This is a genomic window from Pseudolactococcus yaeyamensis (assembly GCF_054658615.1).
On the sequence record NZ_BAAGGP010000042.1, the window covers coordinates 1 to 24,591 of the forward strand.

22 protein-coding genes are annotated in these 24,591 nt (G+C 39.8%); 1 reads left to right on the top strand and 21 read right to left on the bottom strand.

Annotated elements, in window-relative coordinates:
- Window positions 1-104: 104 nt before the first annotated feature.
- The 21 genes from ACYQ21_RS09120 to pcrA all read right to left on the bottom strand — a co-directional run bounded on the left by ACYQ21_RS09120 (window position 105) and on the right by pcrA (window position 22,947).
- Window positions 105-1,223 (bottom strand): PTS sugar transporter subunit IIC, encoded by a 1,119-nt coding sequence (locus ACYQ21_RS09120; protein ID WP_460057783.1) that lies wholly within the window; start codon window positions 1,221-1,223, stop codon window positions 105-107.
- A gap of 108 nt (window positions 1,224-1,331) precedes the next feature.
- Entirely contained in the window at window positions 1,332-2,027 is a 696-nt protein-coding gene (locus ACYQ21_RS09125) for an LrgB family protein (protein WP_460057785.1), read from the bottom strand.
- Window positions 2,024-2,386 carry a CidA/LrgA family protein gene (locus ACYQ21_RS09130; protein ID WP_460057787.1) on the bottom strand — a complete coding sequence of 121 codons (363 nt, stop codon included), beginning with the start codon at window positions 2,384-2,386 and terminating at the stop codon, window positions 2,024-2,026. The genes ACYQ21_RS09125 and ACYQ21_RS09130 overlap by 4 nt, the downstream gene beginning before the upstream one ends.
- Before the next feature lie 149 nt (window positions 2,387-2,535).
- Window positions 2,536-3,780, bottom strand: a complete 1,245-nt coding sequence (gene icd / locus ACYQ21_RS09135; protein ID WP_460057789.1) for an NADP-dependent isocitrate dehydrogenase — start codon at window positions 3,778-3,780, stop codon at window positions 2,536-2,538.
- On the bottom strand, window positions 3,767-6,376 hold the full coding sequence (acnA, locus tag ACYQ21_RS09140; protein ID WP_460057792.1) for an aconitate hydratase AcnA: 2,610 nt from the start codon (window positions 6,374-6,376) through the stop codon (window positions 3,767-3,769). The genes icd and acnA overlap by 14 nt, the downstream gene beginning before the upstream one ends.
- Complete coding sequence (locus ACYQ21_RS09145) at window positions 6,373-7,698, bottom strand: citrate/2-methylcitrate synthase (protein ID WP_460057794.1); 1,326 nt, start codon at window positions 7,696-7,698, stop codon at window positions 6,373-6,375. The genes acnA and ACYQ21_RS09145 overlap by 4 nt, the downstream gene beginning before the upstream one ends.
- A gap of 167 nt (window positions 7,699-7,865) precedes the next feature.
- Window positions 7,866-8,771, bottom strand: a complete 906-nt coding sequence (whiA, locus tag ACYQ21_RS09150) for a DNA-binding protein WhiA (protein WP_460057796.1) — start codon at window positions 8,769-8,771, stop codon at window positions 7,866-7,868.
- A complete protein-coding gene (locus ACYQ21_RS09155; RefSeq protein ID WP_460057798.1) occupies window positions 8,768-9,745 on the bottom strand; it encodes a YvcK family protein in 978 nt (325 codons plus the stop codon). The genes whiA and ACYQ21_RS09155 overlap by 4 nt, the downstream gene beginning before the upstream one ends.
- Entirely contained in the window at window positions 9,742-10,635 is an 894-nt protein-coding gene (gene rapZ / locus ACYQ21_RS09160; RefSeq protein ID WP_460057800.1) for an RNase adapter RapZ, read from the bottom strand. The genes ACYQ21_RS09155 and rapZ overlap by 4 nt, the downstream gene beginning before the upstream one ends.
- Window positions 10,622-11,242: a TIGR01906 family membrane protein gene (locus tag ACYQ21_RS09165; RefSeq protein WP_460057802.1), complete on the bottom strand. Its 621-nt coding sequence runs from the start codon at window positions 11,240-11,242 to the stop codon at window positions 10,622-10,624. The genes rapZ and ACYQ21_RS09165 overlap by 14 nt, the downstream gene beginning before the upstream one ends.
- A 10-nt stretch (window positions 11,243-11,252) precedes the next feature.
- Window positions 11,253-12,017: a TIGR01457 family HAD-type hydrolase gene (locus tag ACYQ21_RS09170; RefSeq protein WP_460057804.1), complete on the bottom strand. Its 765-nt coding sequence runs from the start codon at window positions 12,015-12,017 to the stop codon at window positions 11,253-11,255.
- Entirely contained in the window at window positions 12,018-12,743 is a 726-nt protein-coding gene (locus ACYQ21_RS09175; RefSeq protein ID WP_460057806.1) for an acyl-ACP thioesterase domain-containing protein, read from the bottom strand.
- 41 nt (window positions 12,744-12,784) lie between these two features.
- On the bottom strand, window positions 12,785-13,615 hold the full coding sequence (locus ACYQ21_RS09180; RefSeq protein WP_460057808.1) for a glycoside hydrolase family 25 protein: 831 nt from the start codon (window positions 13,613-13,615) through the stop codon (window positions 12,785-12,787).
- Window positions 13,616-13,637: 22 nt separating this feature from the next.
- The gene (hemW, locus tag ACYQ21_RS09185) at window positions 13,638-14,765 is read right to left on the bottom strand and encodes a radical SAM family heme chaperone HemW (protein WP_460057811.1); all 1,128 of its coding nucleotides are present in this window, start codon (window positions 14,763-14,765) and stop codon (window positions 13,638-13,640) included.
- A gap of 22 nt (window positions 14,766-14,787) precedes the next feature.
- Window positions 14,788-15,726: a DpnII family type II restriction endonuclease gene (locus tag ACYQ21_RS09190; RefSeq protein WP_460057814.1), complete on the bottom strand. Its 939-nt coding sequence runs from the start codon at window positions 15,724-15,726 to the stop codon at window positions 14,788-14,790.
- Entirely contained in the window at window positions 15,717-16,493 is a 777-nt protein-coding gene (locus ACYQ21_RS09195; protein WP_460057816.1) for a DNA-methyltransferase, read from the bottom strand. Before ACYQ21_RS09195 ends, ACYQ21_RS09190 begins: the two co-directional genes overlap by 10 nt.
- 40 nt (window positions 16,494-16,533) lie before the next feature.
- On the bottom strand, window positions 16,534-17,379 hold the full coding sequence (locus ACYQ21_RS09200) for a DNA adenine methylase (RefSeq protein ID WP_460057818.1): 846 nt from the start codon (window positions 17,377-17,379) through the stop codon (window positions 16,534-16,536).
- An 84-nt stretch (window positions 17,380-17,463) separates the two neighbouring features.
- Entirely contained in the window at window positions 17,464-18,360 is an 897-nt protein-coding gene (locus tag ACYQ21_RS09205; RefSeq protein WP_460057820.1) for a bifunctional riboflavin kinase/FAD synthetase, read from the bottom strand.
- Window positions 18,357-19,253, bottom strand: a complete 897-nt coding sequence (gene truB, locus ACYQ21_RS09210; RefSeq protein ID WP_460057822.1) for a tRNA pseudouridine(55) synthase TruB — start codon at window positions 19,251-19,253, stop codon at window positions 18,357-18,359. Before truB ends, ACYQ21_RS09205 begins: the two co-directional genes overlap by 4 nt.
- 2 nt (window positions 19,254-19,255) lie before the next feature.
- Window positions 19,256-20,626, bottom strand: a complete 1,371-nt coding sequence (locus ACYQ21_RS09215) for a DUF2130 domain-containing protein (protein ID WP_460057824.1) — start codon at window positions 20,624-20,626, stop codon at window positions 19,256-19,258.
- 32 nt (window positions 20,627-20,658) lie between these two features.
- Window positions 20,659-22,947 carry a DNA helicase PcrA gene (gene pcrA, locus ACYQ21_RS09220; protein ID WP_460057826.1) on the bottom strand — a complete coding sequence of 763 codons (2,289 nt, stop codon included), beginning with the start codon at window positions 22,945-22,947 and terminating at the stop codon, window positions 20,659-20,661.
- A 529-nt stretch (window positions 22,948-23,476) separates the two neighbouring features.
- On the opposite strand from pcrA, the gene ACYQ21_RS09225 reads away from it, so the two are divergent.
- Window positions 23,477-24,502 (top strand): Gfo/Idh/MocA family protein, encoded by a 1,026-nt coding sequence (locus ACYQ21_RS09225; RefSeq protein ID WP_460057828.1) that lies wholly within the window; start codon window positions 23,477-23,479, stop codon window positions 24,500-24,502.
- Window positions 24,503-24,591: the final 89 nt, after the last annotated feature.

The window sequence follows — 24,591 nt, forward strand, 5'->3', positions numbered from 1 at the left end:
GCGGATCTGTGACGCTTTCTAAATACGCGTAGATTTCGTACATCATGAACTCCCTTAATAGCTTTTCTTTTACTTTAACATAAATAGAGATACTAGGGAACTATTTATTTCATGCGTTTGTCGTGACCACTAGCAAAGCCAAGATAAGCAATCAAGACAGAAACGACTGGTGCCAGTAACCAAGGAATAAATAACGCCGCATTCATCACAAGTGGCATCCCAAAGATAACGGGTTCATTAACATTAAAGATACCTGGCGCAATTGCAAGCCGTGCGACTTCTCTATATTGCTTTTTCTTCATGATTGCGAGAATTAAAATCAAGACAATCAACGTTGACCCCGAACCACCTAAACTAACTGTGAAAGTATCCATAAATGATTTCGTCACGATATGACCATGTTTAGCAAGTTCTTCTGGTCCTACTTTCAAAAATTCAACATTGTCAAGGGCATTGGTCTGCCAAAATGGTTCAAATACAGAATTGACAATGACTTGACCATGCAAGCCGAAGAACCATAAAAATTGTACCAAGAAGATCGCAATCATGGTACCAGGCAGGGATGTTCCCACACCTGTCAATGGTTTTTGAATCACATTGTAGATGACATCATGCAAGTTTGTGTCAAAGATACCGACCATTAAAGCGTTAGCAATCAAGAAAGAAAACAAGGTGCCCATCACTGGGATAAGAGCTGAGAATGATTTTGAGACTGCAGGCGGTACACCATCAGGCATCTTAATGACAAAACCTTTTTGCACCAAGAAAACATACAGTTTTGCAGAAAGAAAAGCGCTGAGAATCCCAAGAAACATCCCTTTTGCGCCCAAACGGTCAAGTGTTAAAAGTCCGCTTTGTGTCACTTCGTCAAAAATAGCAAAAAATGGCGTCAAAATAAGATAAGCCGCTAGTGCAACAACTGCCCCGAAAATAGCTTCAACATCTTTGGCTTTTGCAAAATAATAACCGATACCAATTGTTACAAAGACTGTCAAAATTGACATGGTCGCATTTTGACCATTGCCGAAAAGTTCAGAAAATGTTCCCTTCAAGCTGTCTGGCCAGAAAGGTAAGTTGTTAAATACGACGATAAATGAGCCAAACATGGTAAGCGGAAAGCTCATCATAAAGGCATCACGTAGTACTGTCAAATAGAGGTTTCCCCCAATTTTACCAGCAATAGGGGCGATTTTTGCCCCCAAGTTGTCCATGAATTTGTTCATCAATTCATCTCCTATCAATATTTTTTGATAACAACTCTAAGTTGAAAGCGTTGTCACGATTTAAGTATATACTTTATTTGATGTATTGTCAATCGTTTTTTGAAGATGTCATTTCAAAATAATCGCCGCAATCATCGGGCTAACAATCACGTACATAATCCCTGTCACACCAATCGATAGGCCTGCCATTGCCCCTTCTATCTGCCCCAACTGCATGGCTGCACCCGTTCCAATCGCATGACCCGTACCGCCTAGCGCTACACCTTTCGCTACCTTGTCCTTAACCCCAAATAAATCAAGCAGCACAGGCCCAATGACTGAGGTTAAAATGCCAGTCGCCACGACAACAACAAGCGTAATCGTCGTCATCCCTCCCATTTTACTGGTAATGCCGATGGCCATGGCGGTGGTGACGGATTTAGGAAAGAGACTAATAGCAAGGAAAAACTTCATGCCAAAGGCTTTGGCGAGGAGTGCTGTTAAGGTCGTGTTGACGATGGCACCGATGGCAACGCCTGCGATAATGCTGCGTGCATGAAATTTCATGAGTTTAAAAGCTTGAAAGAGCGGTATGCCTAGAGCCACCGTTGAGGGCACAATCAAAGTATTGAGATAAGAACCGCCAACGTAATAATCGCTGTAAGAAATACCAGTGATTTTCAGAAAAATAATAATCATGATAACTGCCAATAATAAAGGTGTTGTCACTGGATTTGTCCATTTTCGATGGATTTGTGCCGCAATAAAGTAAGCAAAAATAGACAGGGTCAGCCCAAATAATGGATTGGCTACAACTTCTTTCATTTTCGGTAGTCCCCCTCAAAACGATGTTTGATAAACTGCGTCACAAAGCCGATGACGGCAATATTGACCACAATCGCAAGCACTGTAATCACAATAATTTGCCACCAATAGGTAGCAATCGCATTCCAGTGACTCATAATGCCGACACCTGCTGGCAAAAATAAAGTGGTCATATTCTCAATCATAAATTGACCGACATCATAAATTTGACGTAATCTAATGACTTTAAATTTAAGGGCAAAAAATAATAAGACCATCCCAATAATCGAGCCTGGAATCGGAAGATTAAGACCCGTGGATAAAGTTTCTCCAATGATAGAGAATAAGAGGATATACATAAATTGAAAATAAATTTTCATTGTAACAGTGCGACCTTTCTGATGTATAAGCTTATTATATCGCTTTTTTCTGAAAATTACAGGAAAAACTGTGATTTTCTGACAAATAAAAAATCTGAGTATGTTCAGATTTTTTTTGCAAAATTTATTGGTTTACATTTGATTTTCAGCTAATCGGCTAATGAAAGATTTGCGATAATCGCTTGAGTGAATTCAGCTGTTGTTAATTGGCCGCCTAAATCCCGTGTTGTCTGACCACTTGCAATAGCTTTAGCCAGTGCTGATTTAACAAGCAATGCAGCCTCTCCCCAACCCATAAAGTCAAGCATCATCACACTTGATAAAATCAAACTAGATGGATTGGCAAGACCTAAACCAGCAATATCTGGTGCAGTACCATGTGTCGCTTCAAAAATCGCGTGACCCGTGATGAAATTGATATTAGCACCTGGCGAAATACCAATGCCACCGACCTGTGCAGCTAAAGCATCAGAAATGTAATCACCATTCAGATTAAGCGTTGCGACCACCTGATAGTCTGACGGATTGAGCAAGATTTGTTGTAGAAAATTATCCGCAATTGCATCATCCACATAGATTTTGCCTTCTGCCAAAGCTTGATTTTTAGCTTTTTTTGCCGCCTCAATACCTGATGCTGCTTTAATATCATTAAACTCATTCACCGTGAAAGTCGGATACTCACTTGCGACCTCATAGCCCCATTTCTTAAAGCCACCCTCAGTAAATTTCATGATATTGCCTTTATGAACAAGTGTCAACTGCGTATTGCCATTAGCCATTGCATGGTCGAAAGCTGCTCTAACCAAACGTTTCGTCCCATCTGGCGAAACAGGCTTGATGCCAATGGCGGAAGTCTTATCAAAACGGATTTTACTAATGCCAAAGTCAGACTTTAAAATCTCAATTAAACGAAGAGCGTCTGCGCTTTCACTTTCGAATTCAATCCCAGCGTAGATATCCTCTGTGTTCTCACGAAAAATCGTCATCTTAACATTTTCAGGATGTTTCACAGGCGAAGCAACACCCGTGAAATAAGCAACTGGCCGAACATTCGCAAATAAGTCAAAATTTTGACGCAAAGTCACATTCAAACTGCGGAAACCTCCACCAATTGGTGTCATCAAAGGTCCTTTGATCGCAATTAGGTTCTCTGTCAAACTCGTCAAGGTTGCCTCTGGTAAATAATCGCCCGTTGTTTCAAAAGCTTTCTCACCCGCCAACAATTCCTGCCAAGAAATTTTTTTCTCGCCAGCATAGCTTTTAGCAACTGCTGTATCTACCACTTCAATCATGGCAGGAGAAATATCAATCCCCACACCATCGCCGTTAATATAAGGGATTTCAGGGTTATTCGGAACACTTAACTTCCCGTCAATCATTTCAATCTTTGCCATCTAACACCTTTTTCTTGATAACCATTTGGAGAATACCACCATTTTCGTAGTACTCTAAATCAGCTTGTGAATCAAAACGTAGTTTCGCTTGGAACATTTTGTCGTCTGCATGAACTGTAATCAGTTGACCAATTTCTGGTTGTTCAGGGAAATCAAAACTATAGCTTTCAAAACCTGTCAAACCAAGACTGTCTGCAGTTTCACCAGCTAAAAATTGGAGCGGAATCAAGCCCATCATGGCAAGATTACTACGATGAATCCGTTCAAAACTTTCAGCGATGACAACTTTAACACCTAGAAGATTAGTCCCTTTAGCTGCCCAATCACGTGATGAGCCCATACCGTAGTCTTTACCCGCTAACACGACAAGCGATGTGCCGTCAGCCTTGTATGTCATGGCTGCATCGTAAATCGGTAGCACCTCTTCGCCGTATTTCGTCACGCCACCTTCAATACCTGGTGTCAATTGATTTTTAATGCGAATATTGGCAAATGTACCACGTGTCATGACTTTATCATTCCCACGTCGGCTACCATAGGAGTTAAAATCACGCGGTTCAACGCCTGCCGCTGATAGAAATTCACCTGCTGGTGATGTCATGGCAATGTTACCGGCTGGGCTGATATGGTCTGTTGTGACAGAATCGCCAAATTTTGCTAAGACACGTAAATTGGTCAATGGTGCATGACTAGCGGTATCAGCCAAACTCAAATCGTCAAAATAGGGTGGATTGGCCACATAGGTTGAGTTGTCATCCCAATCATAGGTTTCAGATTTTGATGATTTGATGTTATTCCAGGCTCCATTCGCATCAAAGACATGGGCATAGTAAGTCTCATAGAGCTCACGTGTGACATATTTATCCACTTCTGCTTTAACGGTTTCATAATCAGGCATGATATCTTTGAGGTAAACAACCTGACCTTCTTGGTCCACGCCAAGTGGTACCGTTGTTAGGTCTTTTTTGACATTGCCTGCAATAGCGTAAGCGACGACAAGCGGTGGGCTCGCCAAATAATTGGCTTTGACAAGTGGATGAATGCGGCCTTCAAAGTTTCGGTTGCCGGAAAGAACTGAGGTCACGAGTACGTCTTGGTCAAGGATAGCCTCAGACACATCGTCAGCGAGAGGACCTGAGTTCCCAATACAAGTCGTACAGCCATAGCCAACAACATCAAAACCGAGGCTTGCGAGAGGTGCTAGTAAACCAGCATCTTTCAGATAGGCGGTCACGACTTTTGAGCCGGGTGCTAATGACGTTTTTACCGTTTTAGGGACTGTCAAGCCTTTAGCTACTGCGTTTTTCGCTAAAAGTCCTGCCATCATCATCACATAAGGATTGCTGGTATTGGTACAAGAGGTAATGGCGGCAATCGCAATATCGCCTTCTTGCATGAGGTTGTCAGCTTTAGGTGAGTTAGTCGCAAGGTCTTTTGAAAAAGTCTCAAATTCAGATGCCATTTGCCCTAAAGCAATCAAGTCTTGCGGACGTTTAGGCCCTGATAAATAGGTTTCAATCGTTGCCAAATCAACTTCAATGATTTGGTTATAAGTCGCCTCTTTTGTAGCATCATAAAACAAATGATTGGTTTTGGCGTAGGTTTCAACCAATGATACTAGTTTTTCATCTCGGTTAGTATTAGTTAAATAATTTAGTGTTTCATCATCAATCGGGAAGAAACCACAAGTTGCACCATATTCAGGTGCCATATTGGCAACCGTGGCCCGGTCGGCAAGTGTTAAACTCGCAAGACCGGGCCCGAAATACTCGACAAATTTACCCACAACATTTTGGTCACGGAGAATTTTTGTCATAGTTAAAGCTAAATCAGTTGCGGTTGCCAGTGGATTGAGCTTACCGATAAAGCGTACACCAATCACTTCGGGCATTGGGAAATAAGAAGCCTCTCCTAAAATAGCAGCCTCCGCCTCAATACCGCCAACACCCCAACCAAGAACGCCTAGACCATTGATCATGGTCGTGTGGCTGTCTGTCCCAAAAACAGTATCTGGGAGTAAGACACCGTCTTTGACACTGACAACGTCTGAGAGAAATTCGATATTGACTTGGTGAATGATACCTGTTGCTGGTGGGACAACTCGGAAATTTTCAAAAGACTCTGTCGCCCATTTGAGAAATTCATAGCGCTCCCCATTGCGTTCAAACTCTCGTTTGGCATTGAACTGCAGTGCTTGAACAGTTCCCGAACAATCGACTTGTAACGAATGGTCAATGACCAAATCAACGGATACTTCTGGATTAATCAACTCAGGTTGACCGCCTAATGCTTTGACTGAATCACGCATGGCAGCAAGGTCTACAACGGCGGGGACACCCGTAAAATCTTGGAGGATGACACGACTAGGCTTGAAAGGAATTTCTCCTGAATCAAGGGTCTGACCATCATAGTTTTGCAGTTTTTCCAGATGCTCTGAGGTGAATTTGACACCATCAAAATTGCGGAGAATCCCTTCTGTCAGAATCCGTAGCGAATAAGGTAGCGTCTCAATATTTGCAATGGCAGATTGAATATCAAAATAGGTATAATCAGTCCCATTAACCGTCAACGTTTTCTTATAATTTTTCGATGTCATACGTTCCTATCCTCTAGTTTTATATATTTTTTAGTCGTCAACACACTTTCGTAAGCCGGCCGAATAATTTTATTCATATTCAGCATTTCTTCCATGCGATGGGCACTCCAACCAACAATCCGAGCAATCGCAAATAAGGGCGTGTAAAGCTCCTCAGGCAATCCCAACATTTGGTAAACAAAGCCACTATAAAAATCGACATTGGCCGAAACACCCTTATAAATATTGCGTTCTTGGGCAATAACTTGCGGTGCGAGACGTTCAATTTTTTTATAAAAATTGTACTCATCATGCAAGCCTTTTTCTTCAGCGAGTTCTTTAACATATGATTTAAGCACTTCGGCACGTGGGTCAGAAACAGAATAGATGGCATGTCCCATGCCGTAAATTAAGCCTTGTTTGTCAAAAACTTCCTTGTTCAAAATTTTTCGTAAATACTCAGAGATTTCTGCTTCATCACTAGGGTCAGAAATATTTTCCCAAATATTATCTAACATTTTTGCAACTTGGATATTAGCGCCACCATGTTTCGCCCCTTTAAGACTGGATAGAGAGGCGACAACTGAGGCGTAAGTATCCGTGCCAGAACTGGTCACAACGTGCGTCGTAAAAGTCGAATTATTCCCACCGCCATGCTCCATGTGCAAAATCAAAGCTAAATCTAAAACTTTTGCTTCAATGTCCATAAACTGCTTATCTGGTCGCAATAAACGCAAAATATTTTGCGCCGTCGTCAAATTTTCATCTGGATAGTGAATATAGAGACTTTCACCATTTTCATAGTGATTGTAAGCCTGATAGGCATAAATCGCAAGCAAGGGAAAATTAGCAATCAAACAAAGCGATTGGTCTAAGACATTTTCAAGCGTCATATCACTCGCCTGAGCATCAAAAGTCGCCAAAGTCAAAATACTCCGACTAATCGAATTCATGATGTCACAAGATGTCGCTTCCAAAATAATGTCCCGCACAAAGTCTTCTGGCAACTGGCGTTTTGCTGCGAGCAACTGGGTAAATGCTGTCAGTTCTTCAAGCGTCGGCAGCTCACCAAAAAGGAGCAGATAGGTAATCTCTTCAAAGCCAAAACGATTTTCCACTTCGAGATGCGATGAAATATCTTTGATATTAATCGCACGATACTCTAATATCCCTGACATCGGATCGCCTTTTTCATCAAAGGAATGAATGGCTGAAATGTTAGTCAACCCTGCTAATACCCCTTTACCATTGACATCACGAAGCCCCTTTTTAACGTCATATTGCTGGTAAAACTCAAGCGGAATGATAGAATTTTTTTTAATCTTTTCTGTATAGTTATTCATGAAATGCGTCAACCTTTCGAATGAATCTTCTGAAAATTTTGATATTACCTTATTATAATTTATTTTAAAGAGATTTACAAGTTTTACAGCCCTTTTATTATCAGTTTTATTTTAATAGTTCGTATTTTTATACATCAACACTAGACATTAGATTTCAAAAAACTTCATCAGAATGTCTGACGAAGTTGACTGGCCAATTCTTTAATTTTTCTGAGGCGATGATTGACACCTGATTTTCCTAATGGTGTTGCTAATTTTTGCCCTAACTCGACAATCGTCGCATCTGGGTTTGCGATCCTTGCAACTGCAATTTCTCGTAGATTATCAGGTAATTTGTCCTGACTTTGTAGGAACCTGATATCCTCAATTGCTGATTGGGCAGCGTTGACTGTCTTGCCGATGTTTGCGGCTTCAAAATTAGTCTGACGGTTAGCAGTATTGCGCATGTCGCGGACGATTTTGGCATCTTCATACTTAAACCGTGCGGTATTGGCCCCAATGAGGCTGAGAAAATCTATAATCATCTCAGAATTTGATAGGTAAGTGATAACTCGTGTTTTACGAGCAATGATTTTACTTGCTATGCCGAAGTTTTCAAGTAAATACTGCAAGTCTGACGCATGTTCATCATAATAAGAGGCAATTTCCAAATGATACTTCCCGTTTTCAGGATTGGTCACGCTACCGCTACTCAAAAAAGCGCCTCGTAGGTAGCCGATGGCTTTTTTTTCATCGAATTTAACGCTATCAGGAACACCATGGTCAAGCAAGAGGCTGTCTGCCAACTCGAAACGGTCGAGGACTTCTGACACATCGTCTGTCATCATCAGGGTGTAAACGCGATTTTTAGACAGGGTCGTCTTTTGGTGCGTTTTAATCACAGATTTGACGCCATATTCTTCTGATAGGGTCGCATAGATAAAGCGTGCGGTTGTGGCATTTTCCGTTGTGACAGAGAGGGTCAAGCCGTTTGAAATCCCTAGCACGCCATTCATTCGGATAAGCGCAATGATAACGCCATCTGTCACCTTTAACTGGGTCAGTTCTTTCTTCACTTCAGTGGAAAAACTCATTGACTGCGACGCTCACTGATTCTCATGATTTCTTCAGTAACTGCATCGCCATTATGGAAGGCACCACCGTCTACTAATTTTAGAAAATTAGAGGAGATGACCCGCACATTTTCAGCTTGTAAACCTACAAAATCATGCGTCACTTGGACCAGATATTCGTCAAATTTATTGCTATTCATATAGCTATCGGGAACTGTCTCAACATTAACCAAGACTGTATCAATAAATGGAATGCCAACGTGTTTATGTAGAATTCTCACATGGTCAGCATCGGTAAAATTTTCTGTTTCGCCACGTTGCGTCATAATATTGCAGACATAAACAACCTGTGCCAGGGTTCTCACCAGTGCTTCACGAATTTCTGGAATGACGACATTAGGCAAGATAGAAGTAAAAAGACTACCCGGTCCCATGACAATCATATCTGCCGCCATAATCGCATTCACCACATGGCGTGATGCGGTTGGCTGCCCGTCATGACAGGTATTGGTGACATAGACATGGTCGATTGTTCCGGGATAATCTGCAATCCGACTTTCACCAACGATTTCTGTTTTATCCTTAAAAACAGCGTGCAAAGTCAGGGCTGATTCACTTGATGGCAGGATGCGACCTTGGACATGGAAAAATTTAGATAAAATTTTAAGCGCATTATAAGTCGAGCCTTGCATCTCGGAAACACCTGCAATCACGAGATTGCCGATTGGGTGACCGCTAAGTGGCCCATCATTATCACGAAAACGATACTGGAAAATTTGCCCATAGACGCTCGGCATATCACTCATGGCGACCAAGACATTGCGCAAGTCACCGGGTGGGGCAATATCAAGTGTTCCTCTAAGTTTGCCAGAACTACCACCATCATCAGCGACCGTCACGATAGCAGTCAGCTCAACATCTTCTTTTCTTAAAGAATCCAAAATAACTGGAATACCGGTCCCACCGCCAATAACAACTATTTTTTTCTTTCTCATGAGCGGTTCACTGTTTCCTTTCTTCTATCTTTGTCACGATGACTGAGATTAACTAACCAACCTTTGTTTTCTAATTCTTCCGAAATACGTTTAGCAAAGGCAACACTTCGGTGTTGACCACCCGTACAGCCAATGGCAATCACTAAAACTGATTTACCTTCTTTTTCATAACCGGGGATAATCGGATTGAGCAGTCGCATCAAATTGGTATAAAATGCCTCAGACTCTGGTGCATCCATGACATAATGATAAACAGCATCATCAAGCCCTGTTTGATTCCGAAGTTCTGGTACATAATGTGGGTTAGGCAAAAATCTCACGTCAAACACCAAATCGGCATCCAAAGGCAGACCATACTTAAAGCCAAAACTCATAACTTCAATTCTAAAGGCAGCTTTGGTATTTTCAGTCGCAAATTGTTGGATAATTTGCGAGCGCAGATTTCTAGGTGTTAGTTCCGTCGTATCAATCACATTTTGTGAAAATGATTTTAAAGGTGATAACAGCTCACGTTCTCGTGTGATGCCATCCAAGACACGACCATCTTCAGCAAGAGGATGACTGCGCCGCGTTTCTTTATAGCGCGCAACCAGTTCTTCATCAGAACTATCCAAAAAGAGCAGTCTAAAGTCGACATGTGGATTGTCTGAGAGATCATTGACGATGTCAGATAAGGCGTCAAAAAAACTACGACTCCGCATATCCACTACCATTGCGACTTTGTCAATATCGCTACTTTCAGAAGTCGTCAATAAACTGATAAATTTCTCAATCAGATTAGCGGGCATATTATCAATTGTAAAGTAGCCCATGTCTTCGAAAGATTGAATGGCGACCGTTTTACCAGCACCACTCATCCCAGTGATAATCACTAAATTAATTTTTTGCATTTGAAAAACTCCTTTTTGTTTTGAGCAATAAGACAGACCAAAAAACTAGATAGATGACGCCAAAAATCATGAAGCATAACATAAAATAGGTTTCAGGTAGGATGTTAATGACTGGGTCTGTGGCTGGATCAAAAAGCCAAGTGGCATCTCGGAAGAAAATTTGATGGAAACTGATGAAAACCGAGTCAAAGCCGCCAAATAAAGCAATAACTGCAATAAAAACTGGAATGACTAGGCAAATTTTTATGCCTTGATAGAATTGAATGTATAACTTTTTTTTGATAAAAATAACTGTTGGGAGAAGGAAAAACAGTGCCAATAAAATAGCTAAGATAAAGAGATGTTTGACATCTACAAAATGTTTCAGTCCTTCAGGAGAACTCACAAAATCAGGCATTCTTAATGTTTTAATGGTTGGATTTAGCAAGTAAGTCATTAAAATATCAAAGTTATAAACGATGGTTTGTCGACTCAGATAAGTCACTTCTGTTAATTTGAAGACCCCCACCAAACTATGAAATAAAGGAATGGCAGCAAAAATTGTCAGACTAGCACTAGCTGCGATTGACCAAATAAAGGTCAGAAAGAAATGGATTTTAGTTATCATAACTTCTAACTCAGTTCTCCCACTCATCAAGCGAGGCAATGACATGCGTTGGTGCAATCGGTAAGTCTGGCACTTCTTCTGGTCTAGTAAACCCTGTCGTTACAAGCAAAGTATCAATGTCATTATCAATGCCAGCTCGAATATCCGTCAAATAATTATCCCCAACCATTAGCAAATCACGACGTGCAATCCCAATTCGCTCAACGGCTTTGTTCATGATAATCGCATTTGGTTTGCCGATGAAAATCGGTTTGACTCGTGTGGCAACTTCTAGTAATTTATTGATACTGCCCGCACCGGGTAAGAGACCACGTTCTGTTGGAATGTTCAAATCAGGATTGGTCCCAATAAACATGGCACCTTTGGCAATCGCAAGCGTTGCTAGTGTCAATTTTTCATAGGTCAAATCATTATCCAACCCCACGACCACATAAGCAGGATTTTCAGTATCCCGTTGGTAGCTGGCGTAGATTGCCGACTTCAGTCCCGACTCCCCAATCACATAGGCTGTCTTGCCTTTTGCCATATCATCCATATACTCAAGTGTTGCTAGAGTCGCAGTATAAATCGTTGCTTCGGAAGTCGTAATATCAAACTTTTCTTGCAATCTTGCCTGAACTTGTGCCGGTGTTTTCGTTGTATTATTGGTCACAAATAAATGGGGAATGTTTTTTTCTTGTAGGCGTTTGACAAATCGCGTTCCCGCCTCGATACGGTCTTCTCCAAGATAAATCGTGCCGTCCAAGTCAATCAAATAACCTTTGTATGTCGTCATCTATTTTTCTCTCCAAGTCATCTCAGCCTGAGCATGCTTCCCTTCCGATGCAATGTCGTGAAACGACTGCAGTCCCACCAAGTCCACACGTGATGTCACGGTTGCGCCGTAAAGCACTTCCTTGCTATATTTCAAGTGAATTTTCGACGGCACATGGCTACTCAAAAAATCATAGCCTAAAACATCTGTCATCCAATCAAAATACTTACTATTATTGACATGACCGTTTTGGTCAATGTCGTTGAACCGCACATGATAGTTTTTTTCGAGCGACGTAGCAGACAAATCCGTGTATTTGTGACCCCGGATAATTTTCGAGATTTTCTCAGACTGATAAAGGGCGACGATGTCATCCTCGACATGAACGACCTTTCGACTGCTAATATCAATCAGCACAAAGGTTGAATTAATCGTTAAAAGTTCCTCTCCAGTTTCACCATAAAAGATGAAATCTCGGTAGCAGAAAAATTTATTGTAGGATTTGGCAAAGGTTTCAATCGTCATCTCTTCGCTAAATCTTGGCAGGCGATGAATCGTCACGTCATACTCAACGACAACCCAACCATAGTGATAGGTCTCTTTTAACCAATCATCACTCACGCCTAAAGTATGAGATTGTTCGCCAGAGACTTGTAATGCAATATTGAAAAGGCTAGGCAGTTTCATATTGCCATTGGCATCACTTTCATAATAGGGAACGGTATATTTTTTCGTATAAGTTAGCATACTCCTATTTTACCAAAAAAACGCCGAAAATGGCGTTTTAGTTATTGGACAGGCTGTCCATGATTAAAAAGTTTATTATAGTCTTCCATATTTGAAACGCGATTAAAATCTAAGTTTCCATTGAAACCATTCAGCCGACCTATATCGGTATATTGATGTAAATCATAGGGGATAGTCGTATTAGGCGATGAATCCCAATAGCCAGTATTGCTACCATAATGCGCCATCCAAACACTACTAAATGGGGTCACATCTAATTGATTAGCGGTGACAAACCAATCTTGGGTATAAATGCCGATATTTTTTGCGCCAAGTTTCGCCAACTCATCACGAAAGACTTCAATACCTTGATTAAAATTTTCCTTCATCGTCACTTTTTCGACATCTAACCACCAATAGGTTGGTTTATATTTTTCGGCACGCTCATAAAATTTCTTGGCCTCTTGTCGCATTTCTGATTCAGATGTGCCACTGACAAAGGCATATACTGCAACGGGTACATTGCGCTTTTGAAACTCTTGAATGTGGGTATCCATGGCCTTGTCTTTGCCATTTTGATCCGCCGCATTATTTTTTTTCTTCATACTGATGCCATGCTGCACACGAACAATGACACCATTGACCTGTTGCGCCATCGTATCATAATCCATCTCTGACGGTAGCTGCCAGCCAGAGATATCAATAATCGGTTTGTTGAGGTCGACACCGTGATTAAGAGAGACCTTGGTTACCGTCCCCTCCCGAGCAGTATCATTTTTAACAACATCATCTGTTGTAATGCTTAATTTAACAAAAAGCATTGCAAGAAAAAGTGACAAAATGATAGCCAGCAGAATTCCTGGTGGCTTCAAATGTTTTCGCATCATGTTCATTATTACATTATATCAAAATATCCTAGTCATCGTCTAGTAAAAATGTCTCAAATACATCATTGCCTAGCATTAACCCTTGACGTGTCATGAAAATCTGGTCACCTGATTTTTCTAGCCATTGCTTTTCTAGCAATTTGGTCACTGTTTGACCGTAAATCGCATCGAAATTTTGGCCGAATTTTTCGGAAAAATGTTGCGTATTCACGCCTGATTTTTTCCGTAACCCTAAGAACAGTTCTTCTGCCATCTGCTCCTTCTGCGTTAGCTTTTCTTTAACAGCCTGCTTGTCGACATTTTCCAGATAATGATGAATGGGCACATGGTTCTTATAGCGAACACCATTGACATAGCCGCTCGCCCCAGCGCCAAAACCATAGTACTCGGCGTTGTTCCAGTACATGAGGTTATGCGCACTCTCGTAGCCTGCTTTCCCGAAATTCGAAATCTCGTAATGGTCATAACCTGCAGTCTCAAGGCTGTCGATAATATAATTATACATCTCAAAATCGGTGTCTTCACTTGGTAAGTCAAGGCGACCACGACGCATTTTATTCATGAAAATGGTGTGGTTTTCAAGAATCAGTGAATATAAAGCAACGTGAGGGAGATTTAAACTCAGGATATTTTCAATGTCTTTTTTGACATCAGCCATGGTCTGACCGGGTAAAGCGTAAATCAGATCGATTGTGATATTATCAAATCCTGCTGCTCGAAGTTTTGCCACATTATCAAAGACATCTTGCGAGTTATGACTACGGCCAATTTTCTTGAGCAGTTTGTCATTAAAAGTCTGTACCCCAAGAGAAACTCGGTTGACATGATTTTTTTTCAGAACAGCAATTTTGTCGTCTGATAAATCACCGGCATTGGCTTCGACTGTAAATTCTTGGAGTTTAGTTAAATCAAGTTGCTGTGTCAAACCAGATAGCAGTCTGCCGAGTTGCTCAGCAGTTAAAGCCGTTGGCGTCCCACCACCGATATAGAGCGTTTTGAGTTCCCTGATATTTTCAGCAGCAAATTCCGCTAAAAGCGCTGTAATATAGTCATCTACGGGTTGATTTTTGATATATACTTTAGCAAAGTCACAATAGTAACAAATCTGCGTACAAAAGGGGATGTGGACATAGGCTGAGGTTGGGTAATTTTTCATGTCATTTAACCTCTACCAATCATCAAGTTTCGTTTAAAATATATTCTGACAAATAGTTATCAGCAATCATCTTATAATTGAAAACTGTTTTAATTTCATACAAAATATCAATCAAATGCGATGTGTCACTTTTCCAGCCCTGTCCATCAGTTATATATATAAATTCGTGTCCTAAAGCTCTAATTTCCTCAGATAATGTTTTAAATTCTGCACCAGAAGCCTTTAGTTTTGACCCCTGTGATGAAAAATTATTAATTTCAAAAAGAAATAATTTCTTTGTTCTAGTATCAAATAGTGAGGCATCAAATCTTCTATTATCAAAAGCATGACCGATATCAATAGCGTAATTGTCAATTATATCTTTTCTTTTAGTTTGACCACGCCACCAAAAATGTGAGTGTTCTGCAGTAAATTCCTTTAAATATTCTTCTAATAAAACTTCTCCTAATTTACCACCACGATTTTTACGACCATTACTATCCATCCCCGTTTCAATACCTATTGCATAATCGTGAATTGATTTGCTAACACCTTCTAGAAATATATAGTCAAGACCAGAAGCATAAATAAACTTAAAATATAAAGATAGATTTTTTACGTCAATATCACTAAAATTTAAATAATACTCACCATCTAATCCTTGTATTTTTAAAATTTTCTGCTTTACCTCTCCTCTTTTTTGTCCACCTACTTTTTCAAATCTGTCATCTCTAATACCTAAAAATTGTGGTATCATTTTTAACAATTCAGGACGTTCTATGAATAACTTTTCCATATCTTCCCTAGTTTTACCAATTAAATAATCTAATGTAAACAAATCTGGACCATATTTTTCCATATTATCTCTAACTTTATCAAAATTAAACCAAAATGTTGCAGGTAAGGCAATATTAGTAATTGTTTTCATAAAATAGGATAATTTTTCTTCTTTATTCAAGTTTAAATATGATTCTAGTTCCATTCTTCCCTCTCTAATCTCTTGATAGCAATATCAAGAAAATTCTGTTCTTGATCAACACCAATAAACTTCCTGCCTAAACGCTTTGCCATAACGCCTGTCGTCCCACTTCCGACAAAAGGATCTAAAATCATATCCCCTTTTTTAGTTGACGATAAAATAACTTTTTCAAGCAAATATTCAGGCTTTTGTGTTGGATGAGTACCTGCCCATTTTTCAGATTTTTTTGTTGCGCATCCTGTCCAAACATCTTTCATTTGTTTGCCATCATTCATTTCTCGCATCAAGGTATAATCAAAATAATGTTTCGCAGATTTATCATTTTTTCTTGCCCAAAGTATGGTTTCTGTTGAGTGTGTAAAATACCGACAAGATAAATTAGGAGCAGGATTAGTTTTCTGCCAAGTTATATTATTTAAAATCTTATAGCCTTCTTCTTCGAGTGCCATACCAACAGAATAGATATTATGCAAACTTCCAGTAATCCAAATCGTACCATTAGGTTTCAAAACACGTCTAGCTTTTCGAATCCATGTTTGATTAAACTTATGTTTTGCTTCAAGAGAATCTACTTTGTCCCAATTACCTTTATTAACCGAAACAACTTGACCACCACTATTTGAAAAACCACCATTACTCAAAAAATATGGCGGATCTGCAAATATCATATCTACACTTTCTGACTTCATTTTATCTAAAAAAACAAAGGAATCATCGTGAATTAAAATTGAATTTTTTTTATTGTAGTAAGGAATAATTTTTTCGTCCATACTATTAATTACGTTTGCTATATCCATTTGTTTCGTTATTCTAATAATTTTTTATCAAAACTTCATTAATTTTTTTTCGTCCACCTGCTTTAGCGGAAATCATGTGAGTCACTTCAACTTTTTTTATATCAAAGCCTTTGTATAAATCAAAAATTATATCAGCGCTAGAGTTTGATAACATAACCTTAACACCTTTTTCATCTAATTTAACAAAAGTATCCCGTAAACGAACTTGATCATCGTAGGTAAAGCCATCTTGCGTATACGAAGTAAAAGAACGTGTTTCAGTAAGTGGCACATACGGCGGATCAAAATAAACAAAATCACCCGCTTTAGCTTCCTCCACTGCTCTTTCAAAATCACCAGTGATTATTTGAATATCACAACAATTCAAATAATCACTAATAGATGTCAGAAGCTTCTCATCAACAATCTTTGGATTCTTGTAGCGACCATAAGGAACATTGAACTGATTTTTAGAATTAACTCTATAAAGACCATTAAAATCCACTCGCAACATGTACATTAAACGAGCTGCTTTTTCAGTTTCGCTAAGTTTATCAATTCTATTACTCCGATCAAGTTCACGAATTTCTAAATAATAATCTTTGGTATTTTGTTCTTGATGAATTTTTAAACACGCTATCAAATTAGATAAATCATCTCTAATTGCTTTATATGTCAAAATTAAATTTTCATTGTGATCATTTATTATAGCTCTCTTCGGAAGTAACTCAAAAAATAGAGCTCCTCCTCCAATAAAAGGTTCAAAATACCTACCGAACTCACTTGGAATATTATCACGTAAAATAGGTAAAAGTTGTCTTTTTCCACCTGTCCACTTTGTAAAGGGTTTTAACTGCGCTCCTAAAGGAAGCTTATACATATTAAATTACTCATTTCTATTTTTTATTTTAACTCTTAAAAAAATTATTGATAAGTTATCAACCCTATTTTCTTTCACTAGTCCTCAATAATCACGTGAAATCTTTTCATCACTATCCATTTGTGAAATCAAGGCTTCAACCCCATCAAACTTAATCATACCACGGATGAATTTGAGGAAATAAACGGTTGCCGTTTCGCCATAGATTTCATCGTGAAAATCAAAGATATTGACCTCAAGTGTCTTATTTTTACCGCCAAAGGTGTCGTTATAACCGATAGAGGCCATGCCACGGTAACGTGTGCCCAAGATGTCAATATCGACCACATAAACGCCGATTGCCGGTAAATATTGGTAATGCTTAGATTCGATATTAGCAGTCGGGTAACCAATGGTGCGCCCTCTTGCCTCACCATGAACGACTATCCCAGATACCTCATAATCATAGCCTAAAAGGCGATTGGCAAGGCTGACATCGCCATCAAGAATGGCTTGACGAACTCTCGTCGATGAAATTTTTTCTCCATCATCTGAGACTTGGGCAACTTGATACGTTTCATAGCTTGATAGCTGGCTTAAATCGCCGTGGTCAGAGCCAAATTGATAATCAAAACCGACGACAATCGCTGCCACATTTAATTTTTTGACATATTTTTGAATAAAATCATGGCTGGTTAACTTGGCAAAATGGCTGGTAAAATCAGTCAAGTAAAGGAAATCAACCCCATTTCCCTCAAAAAGCGCCAAACGTTTATCTGGCGAGGTCAGATGTTTAAGCAAATCGTCGTTAAATTTTTCAAAAACGAGTACCGGACTCTCAGGAAATGTCAGCACTGAAATACTGGCATTTTTTTCAGCCGCCAAATCACGTGCCTTATCAAATAAGGCCTGATGTCCTCGATGCAGACCATCAAAATACCCTAAAACAAGTATTGTTGGGGCTGAATCAAGATTTTCTTCGTTAAATTTAATAACTTTCATTTGATGACTTTCTTAGGTTTGTAAAGTTGACCGTCTCTTTGTTCTAATATTGCAATAAGTTGACCGTTTTGAATACCTGCGACAATTTTGTTCTTAGCTGAAATATTGACGAAACGACCAAAACCGATTTCTGAAACTTGTACCTCAGTCAATTCAACTTTTTCTAAATCAGAGACACCGTATTCAATAGGTAAAAAAGCTTCATCTAACCGATTTTCGGCTTTAAGTTGCTCGATTTCTGATAACTTAAAGGCCTTGTCGATGGTCAAGCCAGCTGATGCTGTCCGCTGCAAATAAGACATATGACTGGCAAATCCAAGTTTTGCCCCCAAATCAACAGCCAGCGTTCTGACATACGTTCCCTTGCTACAAACAACACGGAAATCAAATCGAACAAGACCATTTGCCGCATCAAAAGTGGGCTCAGATGTTCTGACAAACTCCGAAATCGTGACCTTGCGTTCCGGTCGCTCAACGTTTTCGCCCGCCCGCGCATACTCATAGAGCTTGCGACCATTGACTTTGACCGCCGAGTACATAGGCGGAATTTGCGTGATTTTCCCGACAAAGTCGGCCATGTCAGCATCAATCTCTGTGGTCGTTGGCATAACTAGAACGAGAGTAGATGCGACCACTGCACCACTGGCGTCCTCTGTTTCTGTCGAAAAGCCTAGGGTCACTTGCCCCTCATAGACCTTGCCAGCCTCGGTCATGTACTCAATCACGCGCGTCGCCTTGCCGACAGCAATCGGTAAAACGCCGGTCACATCAGGATCCAAAGTCCCACCATGACCGATTTTTTTCGTCTGCAAAATCTTGCGCAACTTGAAAACGACATCATGACTGGTCATGCCCGCTTCTTTGTAGATATTTAAAATGCCGTTAACTGTCATTTTTAGTCCTTGTTTAGATTGGCAAATTTCTCAGCCATGGTTTGATTTTTTTTGGTCAATTTCTTGACTGACACATCTTCTAATTTGTTGTTAGCCAGACGGAGTTGATTTTCACTGGTTAGCAGTGCTTTTTTAACTTCTTCCATGCGTTTGATTGATTTATCAATCTCATCAATTGCCTTGGCAAAATTTTTGCTCGCTGAAGTATAATTTTTAGCAAAACCTGTTTTAAAGATATCTAAGTCAGCCTCAAATGTTGTAATATCAATATTTTGCTCACGAATCAAAGCAAGTTCTTGTTTATAATCCAGTGAGTTCATGGCAGCATTACGCAACAAACCAATCAATTGAATAAAGAAATTGGGACGTACAACATACATTTTAGCATATTCATGCGAAACATCCACAATCCCAGTATTGAAATAATCATTATCGACTTCTAGCATGGTCACTAAGACAGCATACTCACAATTTTTTTCGTTGCGGTCTTTGTCTAATTCCTTATAGAAATCACGGTTTTTATGCTTGGTTGCTGTTTCATCACCTTCATTTTTCATTTCAAACATGATAGAGATGATTTCATTGCCATATTCATCATTTTCACGGTAGATAAAATCGCCCTTACTGCCTGTTCTCGCGTCATTATCTTTTTCAAAATAAGCCTTTGGAAACATGGTCGCACGCACTTTATTGAATTCATTTTCAGCAAAGTTCTCGAGACTTTCGCCAATGGCTTTAGTGGATTGCTGGGCCTTGAAGTTTTTGTAGAAATCCACTTCATCGTTTTTGGCCTTGAGTAAAATCTCGTACTCATTTTTGATAGCATTGGCTTTCAGTTCTTGCTCTTTTTCGGTTAACAGGAGTTCATTTTTAATCGCATCCCGTTCTTTGGCAAGTTCTGCTAAGGCTTTTTCGTTTTCGGACACTGTTTGTTGTAACGTGAGTTGTTTCTCAGATTCAAGCTGCTGTAACTGCGCTTTGAGTTCTGACAGTTCAGTCTGGAGGGCTGATTTGGTTTGTTCTTCAACCAATTTCACTTCAGCATTTTTCGCTTGCTCCAAATTTTCACGTTCAAGCTGCGCTTTTTCGAGAGCTGCTTTTAAATCCGTTAACTCTGTTTGTAAGGCAGACTTTGTCTGTTCTTCAACCAATTTCACTTCAGCATTTTTCGACACTTCCAAGTTTTTGAGCTGACTTTCAAGCTCAGCTAACTTAGCATCAGACTGAACAGTTAAGATTTCTTTTTCTTTTTCAAGCTGCGCATGGATTTCTTGCTCAAATTCATGCGTCCGAACCTGTGCCAAGATATCCGCAAAACCTGATGCATCAACCGTAAAGACCTCCCCACAATGCGGGCATTTGATTTGATTCATTTATACTCCTCAGACAATATCTTCCTAAACATTTACTTCTCAACCTTCTCAATCGGTGCTACCTGTGCCAATAAGCGTTTCAGACCAACTTCTGGGAAAGCAGCCTTCAACTCCATATTGTTTCCAGTACCTGACACTTCAAGTACAGTACCATCTCCAAACTTTTTATGACGAATCGTGTCGCCGATGCTCCACTCTCCAACTGTTTTTTCTGTTGCGCCTTGTTTTACTGAAACTGAACCAGTTGAGGAAACAGCAGATTTTCTGCCTTTAATGGCATCTGCCAAGCTCATACCTGAACCGAATTGACTTCTTGACGATGTGCTAGAAGATTTATAAGTCGCATTAAAGCTCGTATTAGCTTTTCTCGCTTGACCCGCGTAAGTCAGCAACTCATCGTCAATTTCACGCAAGAAACGCGACGGTTGATTATAGCTTGAACGACCAAAGAGCATGCGTGAGCTAGCATTTGTCATATACAAAACTTCTTCTGCTCGTGTGATGGCGACGTATGCTAATCTGCGTTCTTCTTCTAATTCGTCTTCATCTTCGGCTTGCCGACTGAGTGGAAAGATGCCTTCCTCCATGCCGACGAGGAAAACGACTGGAAACTCTAGACCTTTGGCGGCGTGTAGGGTCATGAGGGTCACTTGCGATGTTTCGTCATAGCTATCGGTGTCCGCGACAAGGCTGAGGTCGTTGAGGAAACGGCTGAGCTTGTCTAAACCAGTCTCACCTTCAACGCCATTTTCTGTTTCTTTGTCGTCAAAACTTTTGGTAACGGTCAAGAATTCTTCGATATTTTCCAGACGATTTTGGGCTTCAAGACTAGTTGTTTGAATTTCTAGCGCTTTTTTGTAAGTCGTTTTATCTAGGACTTTTTCGACTAACTCAGTAATGGTAAACTGGTCCACATCATCGACGAGATTAAGCAAAATATGTGCAAGATTAAAGAGTTCTGATGCCGCCTTGCCTTTAAGCGAGCTGAGCGTCACATCGCGCGCTGCTTCCAACAAAGAAACATCTTGCTGAGTCGCAAAATCTCGAAGTGTTTCAAGCGCCTTAGGGCCGAAGCCGCGTTTGGGTTCATTGACGATGCGTTCAAATGAAATATTATCACGAACATTGGCAATGACGTTCAGATAAGCCACAACGTCACGGATTTCTTTACGTGAGTAGAATTTCGTACCGCCGACCATGGCGTAAGGAATGTTAGATTTAAGGAGCGCTTCCTCGATGGCACGAGACTGGGCGTTGGTGCGATACAAAACAGCGAAGTCTGAATACTGCCGCTTGTTTTTTTGCAGTTCATGGTTAATTTGTCCCGCAACAAAATTGGCCTCTTCACGTTCATCACCAGACCGATGATAAATGATGTTTTCTCCGTCCGCATTTTGCGTCCAGAGTTTTTTAGGGCGACGTTTTTGGTTGTTATTGATAACTTCGTTGGCAGCTTGCAGGATTGTTTTAGTTGAACGATAATTTTCTTCTAACAAAACGACTTTAGTCTCGGGATAGTCCTGCTCAAAATCCAAAATATTTTGCATATCAGCGCCACGCCAGCCATAAATAGATTGGTCTGCATCCCCTACGACGCATAAGTTTTTAAAGCGTTTAGCTAACAGCTGCACCAATTGATACTGGGCATGGTTGGTATCTTGGTACTCATCGACATGAATATACTGGAATTTCCCTTGATAATAAGCCAAAACATCTGGATTTTTATCGAAAAGAAGAATCGTGTTCATGATGAGGTCGTCAAAGTCCATGGACTCGCTACGCTTGAGTTCTGTTTCATAGCGTTTATAGGCCTTAGCGACGATTTCTGAATACAAATCGTTGGCGCTTTTAGCATAGCTTTCTGCAGTGACTAAGTCATTTTTACTGTTAGAAATTGTCCCTAAAATCGTACGCTCTGTAAATTGTTTCGGGTCAACATTCAGCTCTTTTAAAATACGTTTCATAAGAGTGCGCTGTTCACCCGGGTCAACAATCGTAAAGTTTCGATTATAACCGATATGATCTGCATCATGACGGAGAATGCGGACACACATACTATGAAAAGTTGCGATAAGAGTGTCTTGTGTGCGAGGATTAAGATCAATCGCCCGTTCTCGCATTTCTCGTGCAGCTTTATTGGTAAAGGTAATCGCAAGGATATTCCAAGGATTGACCATTTTTTCTTCAATCAAATACGCAATTCTATGCGTTAGAACACGTGTTTTACCAGAACCTGCTCCCGCCATGATTAAAAGTGGACCTTCTGTTGTCTGTACCGCCTCAGCTTGGTGGTCGTTCATACCTTGTAATAATGGATTCATTTTACTCTCTTTTCCTGTTTGACTATTTCTTTAATTATAGCACAAATGATTGAAGCCGTAGAAAAAATGTCTATCATAAAGACAGCTTTCAATTCAAAATAATTGAGACAGCAGACATCCCTTAGAATTGTATCAGAAAAATTAAAAATTTTATTTTTTAAAGTGATTTTTCAACTTGATAGGAACTAATATTTTTTCTATCTTTTAACTCATGACACTCATTTTTAAGGGTACCTCTAAAAACTGCTTTTGATGACTTTGAGCTAAATTTTTCTAGCGCTAGGCATTGCGACAACCCTTGCTACTGCAAGGTGCGGAGCAATAATGACGCGATAGTGAAATTTAGCCAAAAGGGGCAAATCTGAGTTTTTAGAGGTACCCTTAAGTATTTTTTGTGAGTCATATTTAAGGATTATTTGTCTTTTTTTGACATTTTCGACAATAAACTATATAGTTTATTTTTGACTTTGCCGACAAGTTCATATATTGTATAGGTAGAACCATTAAATTACATACGAGGAGAAATTTAATGAAAATTGCAATTCTTGGTGCAGGCATGATTGTTGCCGATCTCTTGCCCATAACAAAAGATTTTGAAAACATCTCATTCACAGCGATTTTTGGTGCTGAAAATGACAGAGCAAACATGGCTGAATTTGCTGAAAAATATGGCATTCAAGAAATTTTTTATGACTATACTGCCCTTTTAGCAAGCGATATCGCAGACACGATTTATGTGGCACTCCCGAATTTTCTACATTATCAATTTGCCAAAAAAGCACTTGAAGCGGGTAAATCTGTGATAGTTGAAAAACCATTTACCTCTAATCTAAAAGAATATGAAGAACTTGAAAGACTGGCACTTGAGAAAAAACTATTTATCTTTGAAGCTATTACCAACCAATATCTGGCAAATTATCAAGCCTTGAAAGCTGATTTAGCCACCATCGGTGATGTCAAAATAGTTGAGTGTAATTACAGTCAATATTCTTCACGTTATGATTTGTTCAAAGCTGGCACTGTTCTTCCTGCTTTTAATCCTGCTATGTCAGGTGGCGCACTCATGGACTTAAATATCTACAATATCCATTTTGTGGTGGGACTCTTTGACAAACCCAAAGAGGTCAACTATCTGGCAAATATCGAACGTGGTATCAATACATCTGGTATTTTGATACTGGACTATGGTCATTTAAAAGCGATTTGCATTGGTGCTAAGGATTGTGCTGCGCCAGTCGTTTCAACAATTCAGGGCAATAGTGGGACGATTCGTGTTGAAGGGCCTTCTAACGCTATTGACACCTATACCTATCGTTTAAATCAAGAAGCACCTGTCGTGAAAGATTTCAAAATTCATCAACATCGTATGTATGATGAATTTGTTGCATTTGAAAAAATACTAGCAAACCATGATTTTGATGAGATGACTGCGCGCCTTGCCCATTCACGAACAGTCATGACAATCATTGATCAAGCCAAAAGTAGCGCAAATATTGTGTTTGATGCTGATGAACAAAAAAGAGGCTGGGACAAAAGTCCACAGTCACTAAAATAAAAAGCAAGCTAATCCAATCAATTTTGATTGTTCTAGCCTGCTTTTTTTCTATATCCGACAGGTTACCATCAGTTTTCTGAGATTAATCG